Here is a 12,806-nt window from a genome sequence, read left to right as displayed (position 1 = left end):
AGGAGCCGCCGTCCGCACGAGGCGGACGACGGCTCCAGGCAGGGCGGGGGCCTCAGACCACGCGCACCGATTCGGCCTGCGGACCCTTGGACCCGGTGCCGACCTCGAACGCGACGTGCTGGCCCTCTTCGAGGACCTTGTATCCCGACATGTCGATGGCGGAGTAGTGGACGAACACGTCCTGTCCGCCGCCGTCGACCGTGATGAAGCCGTAGCCCTTCTCAGAGTTGAACCACTTGACGGTTCCGTTCGCCATCTCTCACTCCCAAAGTGCTGTGCTGCCTGCGACACGAGCGATGCGCAGGTGCCTGACTAGGGAGCATAAGCCAGCGTTTCGGCCCGGAATGGGGCGGAAAGCGCCCGGGGGAAAGAGTTGTCCGGGATTCAACATGAATTAAACGTGCCGGAAACAGAGCACCCCCGGAGAGCGGCTCGACGACCGTGTTCCGGGGGTGCTCGCGGCCTCTCGCTACGGCGTCGGGTAGTCCGAGCCGAGCACGACGACGACGGCGCCGGTCTCGACGAAGTCCGCGGTCAGGACGATCGTCCCGACGCCGAGCGACTGGACGACGCCGAGCGCCGCTCCCTCGAGTCGCGGGTCGGTGTAGTAGACGGTGGTGGCCGCCTCGTCCTCGGTGTTCGCGTTCGCGACCGTGGGCACGCTCCAGCCCGCAGCGGCCAGCGCCTCCCCGGCGTTCGCGGCGAGGCCCGCCGTCGCCGTTCCGTTCAGGACCGCGAGCGCGAGGGTCGGGTCGACGGTCGGCGTCACCGCCGGGGTCGCCTCCGTCTCGGCGATGCCGGTGGGCGGTGTGAAGACGTCGTTGAACTGCACCCGGTTGTCGATCACCAGCAGTCCGATGAACCCGAGCAGCACGACCACTCCGGTCGCCAGCGCCGCCCAGGCCAGGGCGACGGCCCGGGCGTGCGGGGCGGGCGGGCGACGGTGGGCGCCGACGCGGCCCTCGGTGGCCGGGATCTCGTCGAAGCGGTCCTTCGGAGCGGTGGTGGTCATCGTCGGTACGGCCGGCCTTCCGTCAGTGGGCCCGAGCAGCTCGTCTACTCGGGGCGCCCGAGGCGGCGCGCGGCGCGGGCGCCGGCGCGCCCGTCGCGGATGCGCTGCAGCCGCTTGACGAGCATCGGGTCGTGCGCGAGGGCGGCCGGTGAGGCCAGAACCGCGCTGAGCACCTGATAGTAGCGGGCGACCGAGAGGCCGAACCTCTCCCGGATCGCGTCGTCCTTGTCCCCGGCGCGGGCCGTCCACTCGCCCTCGAACTCGAGGACGCGGCGGTCCCGCTCGGACAGGACGGCGCCCGTGCTGCGCTCGACGTCCGTGGCCCTGCTCATCCCTCCACAGTAGGGAGGGACGGCTCGGCGGCGGCTGAGGCGCTCCGGTACATGCCGATGTGCGGGATGCCCGCCTCGTCGAACTCGTCGCCGAACGGCTCGAAGCCCGACCGCGCGTAGAGACCCGCGATGTACGACTGCGCGTGGAGCAGGAGCGGCTCGTCCCCGTGGCGCTCCAGGACCGCGCTCACCAGCCGGTGCGCGAGGCCCTCGCCCCGCCGGTCGGCCCGGGTCACCACCCGCCCGATCACCCGGTGGGCGTCGCGGTGCTCGGGCCGCTCGTCCCGGAGGGTGCGGAGGTAGGCCGCCGTGCCGCGCTCGTCGGCGATCCACCAGTGCCGCGTCGTCGGCTCCAGATCGCGGCCGTCGAGCTCCTCGTCGTCGACCCGCTGCTCGCGCAGGAACACGTCGGTCCGCAGCCGCGCGAACGCGTAGACCTCCTCGGTCGTGAGTTCGCTCCACGCCTTCGAGATCACGGAATTCAGCTGCACGGCGGAGAGTTTACGAGAGGTAAGGGGAGCGCCCTCCCCCGTACACTGACCAGGATTCCTAGGGAGACCCATGTCGTCGTATTCCGTCAACAAGACCGACGCCGAGTGGCGCGAGGAGCTCGACCGCGAGCAGTACTCCGTGCTGCGCCAGGCCGCCACCGAGCGCCCGTGGACCGGCGAGCTGCTCGACGAGCACCGCGAGGGGCTCTACACCTGCGCGGCGTGCCACGCCGAGCTGTTCAAGAGCGGCACCAAGTTCGACTCCGGCTGCGGCTGGCCGAGCTTCTACGAGTCCATCCGCCCCGACGCGGTGCAGCTCATCGAGGACAGCACCCTCGGCATGGTCCGCACCGAGGTCCGCTGCGCCAACTGCGGCTCGCACCTGGGCCACGTCTTCCCGGACGGCTTCGGCACGCCCACGGGAGACCGCTACTGCATGAACTCGATCGCGATGAACTTCACGACCGAGGGCGAGTGACCGTGTCCGCGACTCCCGTGCTCGAGGCCGTCCTGGCCCGGCGCTCCCGCTCGAAGGTGACCGCGGAGGCGCCGGGGCACGAGGAGATCGCGGCGTACGTCTCGGCCGCCTCGCGGCTCGCCGACCACAGCTCGCTCCGGCCCTGGCGGGTCATCGAGATCCGCGGGGCGGCGCGCGACCGCATCGGGCGCAGCTTCGCCGCCGCGTCCGGCGACAAGAAGGACGCGCGCAAGCACATCGAGAAGACGCACCGCGCCTCCCTCCTCCTCGCGGTCGTCGTGAGCGTGAAGAAGTCGAAGGTCCCGGCCTGGGAGCAGGAGGCCGTCGCCTCGGGTGTCGCGCACCTGCTCAGCCTGCTGCTCGACGAGGCCGGGTGGGGCGTCTTCTGGCGCACCGGCTCGTACACCCGCGCCAAGGCCGTGCGGAAGGCGCACCGCCTGGAGAAGGGCGAGGAGCTCCTCGGCTGGCTGTACGTCGGCCGGCCCGACGGCAAGATCGGCGGGCCGAAGCGGCCGACGCCGGCCGAGCGGCACCTGAGCATCCTCGAGCCGTGATCCGCCCGCGCGGGCCGGAGCCGAGGCGGCTTCCGGCCCCGCGATAGGGTGGCCCGGTGCGGTGACGCACCTGCCGACGTGGCGCAATTGGTAGCGCACCCGACTTGTAATCGGGCGGTTACGGGTTCAAGTCCCGTCGTCGGCTCCGAGGCGGCCTCGTGAGCAGCCGATCGACCACCCGCTCCCCCGCGACCCCCTGCTGCGTCCGGCCGTCCGGCGGCAGCCCGGCGTACGGCAGTCCTCGCAGCCTCCGCGTGATCGGCTTCTCGAGCCAGCGGTGGATGACGATCCCGGCGACCAGCGAGACGGCGATCGTGCCCGCGGCGGAGAGCACTCCCGATCGCAGGCCGATCAGTGCCAGGACGGCGGGCACGACCGGCCCGATCAAGGGATGGAAGAGGTACAGGCTGTAGGACGCCTCGCCCAGGGCGAGCAGCGGTCGCCGGAGGACGCGGTTCGCGCCACGACGCGATGCCAGTCGCCGGAAGAGCGGTTCGGCCAGGACCACCGCGACGAACGCGGCGGTGACGATCCCCTTCCGGAAGAGCGCGTCGCGCTCCCAGGAGATCCCCTCCGGCGCGAGAGCCGCGACGACGGTGAACACGGCGGCGGCGCCCAGCGCGAGGAGCAGGCCGCGGCGCGCGCGCGGGAGCCCGGCGATCCTTCCGATCGCCATGCCGACCGCGAAGTACAGGACGAGCGGGTCGAAGTAGACCGCCCAGGCCGGCCAGTCCTCGGCGGGGCGGAGGAGATGGCCCGACGCGACGACGAGCACGACCGTCGACGCGAACACGAGGACGTTCCGCCGCAGGAGCGGCCCGAGAGTGAAGACCGCGTAGAAGGCCGTCTCGTAGGTGAGGGTCCACCCGACGCCGAGGAGCGGCTCCACAGCGCCGTCGGGGTTGCGCGCGGGCAGGAAGAGGTAGGACGCGACTCCCGACCACGGGGTGAGGGCGGCGTGCAGCACTGCCCCGGGCAGGACGAGGAGCGACGCGATCTTCAGGGTCGTGGCGATCCAGTACAGCGGGACGATCCGGATCACGCGGCGGACGGCGAAGAACCGCCAGCCGCCCCGCACCTCGAAGGGACCCGCGGTGACCGCCATCACGAAGCCGGAGACGACGAAGAAGACGTCGACACCCGCTGCGGCACCGTTCCAGACGGCGATCGAGTCGTCGAGGCGCTCGTGCGCGTAGAACGTCGCGTGCGCGATGACGACCAGGAGAGCCGCGACGAAGCGCAGGGCCTGGACGCCCTCGACGATCGGTGTGCCGGCGGTCGTCGGCGTCACGATGTGCGGCGTGGTCATGGGGCCCCCCGGAGAGATCGGGTGAGCCTATCCACGAGCGCGAATAGCCGACGCGGAGGCGCGGAATCGGCTGTCGCGCGATCGTGGACCGTCCTCCGTCCCGCAGCGCGTCCCCGTGGCGACCGGGCTCAGGCCTCCCGAGGAGCACGACGAAGGGCCCCGGTCTCCCGGGGCCCTTCGTGTGTTCCGACCCGTCTCAGCGGGCTCGCGGTCTAGCCCGCGGCGGGCGTCGGGGTCGGCGTGGCCGAGGAGTAGGTGTCGGCGGCGGCCGAGAGCACGAAGGAGCTGAAGGCGTCCGCGTCGGTCAGCGAGCCGGTGTAGGCCTCGCCGTTGACGAGGACCGTCGGGGTGCCCGAGACGGACGCGACCTCGGTGCCCGGCAGCGGGCCGGAGGTCGCGCGCTCGGTGGCCGCGCGCACCCAGCTGACGAAGGACTGGTCGTCGATGCAGGAGTTCACCGCGGCGGTGTCCTCGACGCCCGCGTCGGCGGCGGCCTGCTTGAGCTGGTCGTCGGAGAGGCCGTCGGTGCCCTCCGCCGGCTGCTCGGCGAACAGCGCCGCGTTGAAGTCGAAGAAGGAGTCGGGCGACCGGTCGGCGACGCAGGCCGCGGCGTTGGCCGCGCGCTCCGAGTACTTGGTGCCGTTCGAGCGGGTGGTCAAGATGGCGATCGGGTGGATCTCGACCGTCGCGGCACCGCTGGTGACCCACTCCTTGATCTGGTCGCCGTTGGTCTGCTCGAACTGGCCGCAGTACGGGCAGAGGTAGTCGAGGTAGACCCGGATGTCGACGGTGCCCGTGGAGGTGTCGAGCACGCTCGGGGTCGGGGTGCCGTCGGCCGGGATCGCCGGGGTGGTCGAGGCGACCAGACCCTCGGTGACGAGGACGCCGTCGCTCGCCATGTTGGCGGGGCCGGGGCCGGCCGGGCGGATGCTCGAGGTGACGGCGAAGACGACGACCGCGACGATGGCGATCACCACGATCGCGAGACCGCCCTGCAGGGCGAAGCGGCTGACGCGATCGCGGCGCTTCTGCTGCTCGCGGAGTCGGCGGGCCTTCTCGCGGGCGGCCTCTCGACGCTGGTTCTTCGAGAGACGGTCGTTGGCTCCGCCGATGGTCATGACAAGAACGCTCCGAATGAGAGAGGAAGAAGTGCCGCCGGGCTGCGACTCGCCGGAATCCTACGCGCGAGCCCTGGGAAACCTCCAAACGACGGATACCGCCGGGTCCCGGCGCCCGCCGTCGGACCGCGGCTCCCCCCGTCCAGTGGCGCGTGGCATACTGTGACGGTTGGTCGGAGTCGCCCACGCGACGACGACCGTCACTTCCATTCACTCGGATCGTCCGGCACGTACCTGCCGGTGAAGGAGCAAGAACAATGGCGTCCGTAACCTATGACAACGCGTCCCGCGTCTACCCCGGGGCCACGCGTGCCTCGGTCGACAAGCTGAACCTCGAGGTCGGAGACGGCGAGTTCCTCGTCCTCGTCGGCCCCTCCGGCTGCGGCAAGTCCACCTCCCTGCGCATGCTCGCCGGCCTCGAAGAGGTCAACGAGGGCCGCATCCTGATCGGCGACCGCAACGTCACGGACGTTCCGCCGAAGGACCGCGACATCGCGATGGTCTTCCAGAACTACGCGCTCTACCCGCACATGTCGGTCGCCGAGAACATGGGCTTCGCGCTCAAGATCGCCGGCATCAACAAGGACGAGCGCGCCGCGCGGGTCCTCGAGGCCGCGAAGATGCTCGACCTCGAGCCCTACCTCAACCGCAAGCCGAAGGCCCTCTCGGGTGGCCAGCGTCAGCGCGTCGCGATGGGTCGCGCCATCGTCCGCAAGCCGCAGGTGTTCCTCATGGACGAGCCGCTGTCGAACCTCGACGCCAAGCTCCGCGTCCAGACCCGCACGCAGATCGGCACGCTCCAGCGCCGCCTGGGCATCACCACCGTCTACGTCACCCACGACCAGACCGAGGCGCTCACCATGGGCGACCGCATCGCGGTCCTCAAGGACGGACTGCTCCAGCAGGTCGGCACGCCCCGCGACCTCTACGAGAACCCGAACAACGTCTTCGTGGCCGGCTTCATCGGCTCGCCCGCGATGAACCTGTTCCACGCGGACGTCACCGACGGCGGCGTCAAGTTCGGCGACACGGTCCTCCCGATCGCCCGCGAGGCGCTCGCGAAGACCACCCAGAAGGTCGTCACGCTCGGTGTGCGCCCCGAGGACGTCACCGTCTCGACCCAGCCCGGCGGCCTGCCGATCGAGGTCGACCTGATCGAGGAGCTCGGCTCGGACGGCTACCTCTACGGCCACACCGAGGTCGAGGGTCGCCGCACCGACATCGTCGCGCGCGTCGACGGCCGCGTGCACCCGACTGCGGGCGACCGCGTCTACGTGACCGCGAACCACCGCGTGCACATCTTCGACGGCGAGTCGGGACTGCGCCTCTCCTAGGCTCCGCCCCCGCGCACACGCTGCCGCCGTCTCCTCCGAGGCGGCGGCAGCGTTCGTCCGGGCCCCTCCACCGTCCGACTCCCGACACGAACGGCGCGCTATGTCCGGCTCCCTCAACATCACCTCGGCCACGGTCGACCCCGCCCTTCTCGACCTGCCGTGGAACCTGCGGCTGAACGACTGGCCCGACGAGTACATCGCCGCGCTGCCCAAGGGCATCTCGCGGCACACGGTCCGCTTCGCGCACCTCTCCGGCCACGTCGTCGCCGTGAAGGAGACGACGGCGGAGATGTCGCGGCGCGAGTACGAGATGCTCAAGACCCTGCAGCGGCTCGACGTCCCGTGCGTCGTGCCGGGCGCCGTGATCACGAACCGCACCGACGACGAGGGCGACGAGCTGCCCGCCGTGCTGGTCACCCGGCACCTCAAGTTCTCCCTGCCCTACCGCGCGCTGTTCTCGCAGACGCTGCGTCCCGACACTGCCACCCGCCTCGTCGACGCGCTGGCGCTGCTGCTGGTGCGCCTGCACGTCATCGGCTTCTTCTGGGGCGACGTCTCGCTCTCGAACACGCTCTTCCGGCGCGACGCGGGCGCCTTCGCGGCGTACCTCGTGGACGCGGAGACCGGGCAGCTCTACTCGGGCGGCCTCTCCAACGGCCAGCGCGAGAACGACCTCGAGATCGCCCGGGTCAACATCGCCGGCGAGCTGCTGGACCTCGAGGCGGGCGGGCGCGTCGACGACGACCTCGACCCGATCACGGTGTCCGACGGCATCGTCGCCGCGTACCGCAGTCTCTGGAAGGAGCTGACCGGCGCGGAGTCGTTCTCGACCTCCGAGCGCTGGCGCATCAACGACCGGGTGAACCGGCTCAACGAGCTGGGCTTCGACATCGAGGAGCTCGCGATCAAGACCGACGAGGCGGGCTCCACGGTGCGGATCCAGCCGAAGGTCGTCGACGCGGGTCACCACCAGCGCCGCCTGCTGCGGCTGACCGGGCTGGACGCGCAGGAGAACCAGGCGCGCCGCCTGCTCAACGACCTCGATTCGTACACGGCCACCTACGACAAGCAGGGGCTGGACGAGGAGATGGTCGCCCACGAGTGGCTCGCGCAGGTGTTCGAGCCGGTCATCCGCTCGATCCCGCGCGACCTGAAGGGGCGGCTGGAGCCTGCGGAGATGTTCCACCAGTTGCTCGAGCACCGCTGGTTCATGTCGCAGCAGCAGGCGCGCGACGTGCCGCTGGCCGAGGCGGTCACCGCCTACGTGAACGACATCCTGCGGCACCGCCGCGACGAGGCGACGATCATCGCCCCGCCGACCGAGGCGATCACCCTGCCGAACCTCGTCATCGACGGTGCCGGCGACGCGGAGCTGACCGACGAGGACGCCGACGTCGACTGGATGAAGAACGTCTGACCCGGCCCACCGGAGGGCTCGTGCGGATCCCGGATCCGGGGTGAGCCCTCCATCGTCTACGGCGCGTGCCGACGCGGATCTCGATACGCCCGCTCCGCGGCCTACTCGATCAGCATGAAGCGCCCCCTGGCCGGTGGTGACCGATCAGCCCGCGCCCTCGCTCGCCGAAGGCGGCGCCCCCTCCCCCTCCCCCGACGTCAGCGCGGGCACCGGCGCGGTGAGCTGCAAGGCGGAGGAGGAAGCGATACCGGCGGTATCGCGCCCGACGACAACACCGCAGATCGCCGTGCCGGCGCCCGCGCTGCCCGCGCTACTCGGAGGCGGCGCGGAGTTTGGAGATCTCGTAGAGCGCGACCGACGCCGCGATGCCGGCGTTGAGCGATTCGGTGGCGGCGCTGATCGGGATGGAGACGACGGCGTCGCACTGCTCGGTGACGAGGCGGGAGAGGCCCTTGCCCTCGCTGCCGACGACGACGAGGAGCGGCCGGTCGGCGAGCTCGAGGCCCGGCAGCATGGTGTCGCCGTCGCCGTCGAGGCCGATGACGAAGACGCCGTCGCGCTTGTAGTCCTTGATCATCGCGGTGAGGTTGGACGCCATCGCGACGGGCACGCGCGCGGCGGCTCCGGCCGAGGTCTTCCAGGCGGCGGAGTTCAGTCCGACCGAGCGGCGCTGCGGCACGATGACGCCCTGTCCGCCGAAGGCCGCGACGGAGCGGATGATCGCGCCGAGGTTGCGCGGGTCGGTGATGCCGTCGAGCGCGATGAACAGCGGGACGACGCCGCGCGAGACGCTGCGCTCGAGCAGGTCGCTCGGGTGCGCGTACTCGTACGGCGGGACCTTGAGCACGAGGCCCTGGTGCACGGAGTCCGGGCCGGCGAGGCGGTCGAGCTCCGGGCGCATGACCTCGAGGACAGGGATGCCGCGGGCGGTGGCGAGCTTGAGCGCCTCCTTGACCCGGTCGTCCATCTCGATGCGCGTCGCGAGGTAGAGCGTCGTCGCGGGGATCTTGGCGCGCAGCACCTCGAGGACCGAGTTGCGGCCGGTGACCATCTCGGACTCGTCGCCGCTCTTGGGCTTCCGCGACGGGGCCGGACGGCCCTGGCCGCGGGCCGCGCCGTTCAGCGCCGCTCCGGGTCGGCCCTTGCCGCCGGCGGCGACGAAGCGCTCGCGCGCCAGCTTCGCCTTGCCCGCGGGGTGGTACGGCCGGTCCTCGGCCTTGGGTGTGGGCTTCTTGCCCTCGAGGGCCTGACGGCCCTGACCGCCGGAACCGACGGCCTTGCCCTTGCTCTTCTTGCGGACCGCTCCTGGGCGGCCGGGCTTATTCGCCATCGAGACTCCAATGCGCACCCGTCTGGGTGTCTTCGATCGTGATTCCCGCAGCAGCGAGATCGGTTCGGATGCGGTCGGCGGCCGCCCAGTCGCGCTGCTCGCGCGCGGTCTGCCGCTCGGCGACCAGGCGGTCGACGAGCACGGTGAGGGCCCGGTAGGTGGGCTCGTCGTCGGAGCGCGCCCACTCGGGGGCCTCCGGGTCGATCCCGAGGACCGATGCCATGGCGAGGACCTGTGTGCGCAGCGCGGACACCGTGCCGAGATCCTCCGCGTCGAGGGCGGCGTTGCCGGCCCGCACGGTCTCGTGTAGCACGCCGATGGCCTGCGGGACCGAGAGGTCGTCGTCCATCGCCTCGGCGAACTCGTCGGGCAGGACCGGCTCGCCGACGGCGGCGAAGCGGGTGCCCTCGAGGCGCCGACGGGAGCGGTCGAGGAAGCCCTCGATCCGCTCGAGCGCCGCCTCGGCCTCCTCGAGCGCACCGTCGTGGAACTCGAGCGTCGAGCGGTAGTGCGCGGAGCCGAGGTAGTAGCGGACGACCAGCGGGCGGGCGGAGTCGAGCAGCTCGGAGGCGAAGACGGAGTTGCCGAGCGACTTGCTCATCTTCTGCCCGGTGACCGAGACGAGACCGTTGTGCAGCCAGTAGCTGGCGAAGGCGTGGCCCGCGGCGCTCGACTGGGCGAGCTCGTTCTCGTGGTGCGGGAAGCGCAGGTCGAGCCCGCCGCCGTGGATGTCGAACTGGGTGCCGAGGTACTTGGTCGACATGGCGGAGCACTCGATGTGCCAGCCGGGACGGCCCCTCCCCCAGGGCGAGGCCCAGGAGGCGGACTCGGGCTCGTCGGGCTTCATGCCCTTCCACAGCGCGAAGTCGTGCGGGTCGCGCTTTCCGCGCGGGTCGGCGTCGGTCGCCGCCTCCATGCTCTCGAGGCGCTGGTGCGTGAGCGCGCCGTAGTCCGGCCAGGAGCGGGTGTCGAAGTAGACGTCGCCGGAGTCGTCGGGAGCGGGGTAGGCGTGGCCCAGCTCGATCAGGCGCTGCACGAGCGCGACCATCTCGGCGATGCTCGCCGTCGCGCGCGGCTCGTAGGTGGGCGGCAGGATGCCGAGCGCGGAGTAGGCGGCGGTGAACTCGAGCTCGACGCGGTAGGCGAGCGCCCACCACTGCTCCGAGGGCTCGTCCTCCCCGGCCGCGCGGCGGGCCTGCTCGGCGATCGCGAGGATCTTGTCGTCGATGTCAGTGACGTTGCGGACGAGGGTGACCCGGTAGCCGCGGTGGGCCAGCCAGCGGCGCAGCTGGTCGTAGACCAGGGCGGAGCGCAGGTGCCCGATGTGCGGCGACGACTGCACCGTGGGTCCGCAGACGTACATCCCGACCTCGTTCTCACGGAGGGGGACGAAGTCGACGAGGGCCTGGGCCTTCGAGTCGTGCAGTCGCAGAGTCACGCCGCGAGTTTACCGGGCGGGGCGGGCGCGCCCTGGCGGCGGGCTGGCGCGGTGGATCAGTGCGCGGATCCGGGAGTGGGGAGGACGAGTGCCGTGGCCGTCGCGGCGACCCCCTCCCCGCGCCCGGTGAAGCCGAGCGCGTCCGAGGTCGTCGCGGCGACGCTGACCGGGGCGCCGAGGAGCGCGGACAGCAGCTGCTGGGCCTCGTCCCGCCGCGGGGAGAACTTCGGGCGGTTGCCGATCAGCTGGACCGACACGTTGCCGATCGTGAAGCCGGCCGCCTCGACGAGCTCGCGCGTCGCGCGGAGGAAGACCTCGCCGTGCGCGTCCTGGAACCGCGGATCGGCGGTGCCGAAGCGGGAGCCGATGTCGCCGAGGTTCGCGGCGGCGAGCAGGGCGTCGCAGATCGCGTGCGCGACGGGGTCGCCGTCGCTGTGCCCGGAGAGGCCGCGCTCCCCCGGCCAGTGCAGTCCGGCGAGCCAGAGCGGCGACGCGTCGTCGAAGGCGTGCACGTCGGTGCCGATGCCGACCCGCGGTACCGCGGACGACGGCGTCGGCGCGAGCAGCTGCTCCGCGCGGGCGAGGTCCCAGGGCGTGGTGATCTTGAAGGCGAGCGGATCGCCGGGGACGACGACGGAGCCGCGGCCGTGAGCGGCGAGGAGGGCGGCGTCGTCGGTGAACTCCCGGCCGGCGGCGGCGTAGGCCTCGTCGAGCAGGCGGCGGGGGAAGCCCTGCGGCGTCTGCACGGCGGCGAGCTGCGAGCGGTCGACCGTGTCGAGGATCGCCGCATCGGCGCCGACCAGCTTGATGGTGTCGGTGACGGGCAGGCCCGGGATCGCGCCGCCGCCGGTCGAGCGGACGGCCGCGAGGACGCGCTCGAACTGCGCGACGGGTGTGAGAGCCCGGGCGGCGTCGTGCACGAGGACGGTGTCGACTCCCGGGTGCAGGAGGGCGAGTCCGCGGGCGACGGAGTCCTGGCGGGTCGATCCGCCGGCGGTGACGAGGACCTCGACGGCGGGCCCGGAGGCGCGGCGGCACAGCTCGACGGTCGCGTCGACGAGGGACTCCGGTGCCACCACGACCACCTGGACCGGCTCGGCGAGGGTGAGGACCGTGCGGAGGCTGCGCTCGAGGATCGTGACGCCGGCGCACTCGACGTAGGCCTTGGGCAGCTCCCGCCCGAGACGGGTGCCGCTGCCGGCGGCGACGATCACGACGGCCGCGGTCGGCGCCGATCCGGAGACGGTGTTCAACGGGACGTCCTTTCGCCGCCGGTCACAGTAGCAGCGGCCGGGAGGAGGGGGCAGCCCGGCCGGGACGCCGACGAGGCTGCGCTAGTCTTTTTCCGGCTCCTGCACCTCGATTCCGCCCTGTCCGGGGCGGGCGGAGCCGATGATCTGGAGGAACCCGTGAAGGCGCGCATCGCTGCATCCGTCGTTCTCGCGGTCGGCGTCGCGTTCGCCACCGCCGGCTGCAACCTGGTCGCCCCGCAGGCGACGCGGGCCATCTACGACCCGAGCGACGGGGTGGGTGCGACGATCGGCGATCTCGCCATCCGCAACGCGATGATCATCTCCGAGGACGGCGAGACCGGCACGCTGGTCGTCTCCCTGGTCAACGACACCGACGAGACGGTGAGCGTCGAGGTGCAGTACGAGGCGAGCACGGGCCGCACCAGCGACACGGTGGACGCAGTCCCCGGTCGCACGGAGGTCCGCCCGGGCAGCACCGAGTCGGTCACCATGGAGGGCCTCGACACGATCCCCGGCAGCCTGTTCCCCGTCTACTTCCAGTACGGCTCGGAGGAGGGCGAGGAGCTGCTCGTCCCGATCCTGACGAACGCCCTCGAGGCCTACGCCACGCTGACCCCGGCCCCGTCGGCCAGCCCGACCCTCACGCCCACGCCGAACCCGGCACAGACGGCGCTGCCGACCCCGACCGTGCAGCCCGGCGTCGACGCCCCGGCGGAGTAGCACCCGCTCCCGCGAAGGGC

The 12,806-nt window shown here is 71.8% G+C and carries 14 protein-coding genes and 1 tRNA gene; 6 read left to right on the top strand and 9 right to left on the bottom strand.

What is annotated here, in order from left to right:
• Nucleotides 1-52: 52 nt before the first annotated feature.
• From MT350_RS02650 to MT350_RS02635, 4 genes are all read right to left on the bottom strand, one after another.
• Nucleotides 53-256: a cold-shock protein gene (locus tag MT350_RS02650; protein WP_123445168.1), complete on the bottom strand. Its 204-nt coding sequence runs from the start codon at nucleotides 254-256 to the stop codon at nucleotides 53-55.
• 213 nt (nucleotides 257-469) lie between these two features.
• The gene (locus MT350_RS02645; protein ID WP_243598741.1) at nucleotides 470-1,012 is read right to left on the bottom strand and encodes a LytR C-terminal domain-containing protein; all 543 of its coding nucleotides are present in this window, start codon (nucleotides 1,010-1,012) and stop codon (nucleotides 470-472) included.
• 44 nt (nucleotides 1,013-1,056) lie between these two features.
• Nucleotides 1,057-1,344 (bottom strand): DUF3263 domain-containing protein, encoded by a 288-nt coding sequence (locus tag MT350_RS02640; RefSeq protein WP_123445166.1) that lies wholly within the window; start codon nucleotides 1,342-1,344, stop codon nucleotides 1,057-1,059.
• On the bottom strand, nucleotides 1,341-1,835 hold the full coding sequence (locus MT350_RS02635) for a GNAT family N-acetyltransferase (protein WP_243582848.1): 495 nt from the start codon (nucleotides 1,833-1,835) through the stop codon (nucleotides 1,341-1,343). Before MT350_RS02635 ends, MT350_RS02640 begins: the two co-directional genes overlap by 4 nt.
• A 70-nt stretch (nucleotides 1,836-1,905) precedes the next feature.
• Between MT350_RS02635 and msrB the strand changes: the two genes are divergently transcribed.
• The 3 genes from msrB to MT350_RS02620 all read left to right on the top strand — a co-directional run bounded on the left by msrB (nucleotide 1,906) and on the right by MT350_RS02620 (nucleotide 3,012).
• A complete protein-coding gene (msrB, locus tag MT350_RS02630; protein ID WP_123445164.1) occupies nucleotides 1,906-2,313 on the top strand; it encodes a peptide-methionine (R)-S-oxide reductase MsrB in 408 nt (135 codons plus the stop codon).
• Nucleotides 2,310-2,867 (top strand): nitroreductase family protein, encoded by a 558-nt coding sequence (locus MT350_RS02625; RefSeq protein ID WP_123733794.1) that lies wholly within the window; start codon nucleotides 2,310-2,312, stop codon nucleotides 2,865-2,867. The genes msrB and MT350_RS02625 overlap by 4 nt, the downstream gene beginning before the upstream one ends.
• 72 nt (nucleotides 2,868-2,939) lie before the next feature.
• Nucleotides 2,940-3,012: transfer RNA gene (locus MT350_RS02620), tRNA-Thr, on the top strand.
• Here the strand turns inward: MT350_RS02620 and MT350_RS02615 are convergent.
• Both MT350_RS02615 and MT350_RS02610 read right to left on the bottom strand, forming a co-directional pair.
• Complete coding sequence (locus MT350_RS02615; RefSeq protein WP_243598740.1) at nucleotides 2,986-4,176, bottom strand: acyltransferase; 1,191 nt, start codon at nucleotides 4,174-4,176, stop codon at nucleotides 2,986-2,988. The genes MT350_RS02620 and MT350_RS02615 overlap by 27 nt on opposite strands.
• Before the next feature lie 212 nt (nucleotides 4,177-4,388).
• Nucleotides 4,389-5,294, bottom strand: coding sequence for a thioredoxin domain-containing protein (locus MT350_RS02610; protein WP_123445161.1), 906 nt, complete (start codon nucleotides 5,292-5,294; stop codon nucleotides 4,389-4,391).
• A gap of 257 nt (nucleotides 5,295-5,551) precedes the next feature.
• On the opposite strand from MT350_RS02610, the gene MT350_RS02605 reads away from it, so the two are divergent.
• Nucleotides 5,552-6,628 (top strand): ABC transporter ATP-binding protein, encoded by a 1,077-nt coding sequence (locus MT350_RS02605; RefSeq protein ID WP_123702257.1) that lies wholly within the window; start codon nucleotides 5,552-5,554, stop codon nucleotides 6,626-6,628.
• Nucleotides 6,629-6,728: 100 nt separating this feature from the next.
• Nucleotides 6,729-8,045, top strand: a complete 1,317-nt coding sequence (locus MT350_RS02600; RefSeq protein ID WP_123445159.1) for a DUF4032 domain-containing protein — start codon at nucleotides 6,729-6,731, stop codon at nucleotides 8,043-8,045.
• 310 nt (nucleotides 8,046-8,355) lie between these two features.
• Here MT350_RS02600 and rlmB read toward each other — a convergent pair whose 3' ends face one another.
• Genes rlmB through ispD form a run of 3 tightly spaced genes read right to left on the bottom strand, consistent with a single transcriptional unit; the run spans nucleotide 8,356 to nucleotide 12,066 of the window.
• Nucleotides 8,356-9,375, bottom strand: a complete 1,020-nt coding sequence (rlmB, locus tag MT350_RS02595) for a 23S rRNA (guanosine(2251)-2'-O)-methyltransferase RlmB (RefSeq protein ID WP_243598739.1) — start codon at nucleotides 9,373-9,375, stop codon at nucleotides 8,356-8,358.
• Nucleotides 9,365-10,813 (bottom strand): cysteine--tRNA ligase, encoded by a 1,449-nt coding sequence (cysS, locus tag MT350_RS02590; protein WP_243615338.1) that lies wholly within the window; start codon nucleotides 10,811-10,813, stop codon nucleotides 9,365-9,367. The genes rlmB and cysS overlap by 11 nt, the downstream gene beginning before the upstream one ends.
• Before the next feature lie 56 nt (nucleotides 10,814-10,869).
• Entirely contained in the window at nucleotides 10,870-12,066 is a 1,197-nt protein-coding gene (gene ispD / locus MT350_RS02585; RefSeq protein ID WP_243615337.1) for a 2-C-methyl-D-erythritol 4-phosphate cytidylyltransferase, read from the bottom strand.
• Nucleotides 12,067-12,222: 156 nt separating this feature from the next.
• On the opposite strand from ispD, the gene MT350_RS02580 reads away from it, so the two are divergent.
• Nucleotides 12,223-12,786: a hypothetical protein gene (locus MT350_RS02580; protein ID WP_123445155.1), complete on the top strand. Its 564-nt coding sequence runs from the start codon at nucleotides 12,223-12,225 to the stop codon at nucleotides 12,784-12,786.
• Nucleotides 12,787-12,806: the final 20 nt, after the last annotated feature.

It is taken from the genome of Rathayibacter sp. VKM Ac-2928, assembly GCF_022815545.1.
In the GTDB taxonomy this organism is placed as follows: domain Bacteria; phylum Actinomycetota; class Actinomycetes; order Actinomycetales; family Microbacteriaceae; genus Rathayibacter; species Rathayibacter festucae.
Note: the sequence above shows the minus strand (reverse complement) of the source record. Positions and strands in the feature narration are given on the sequence as shown.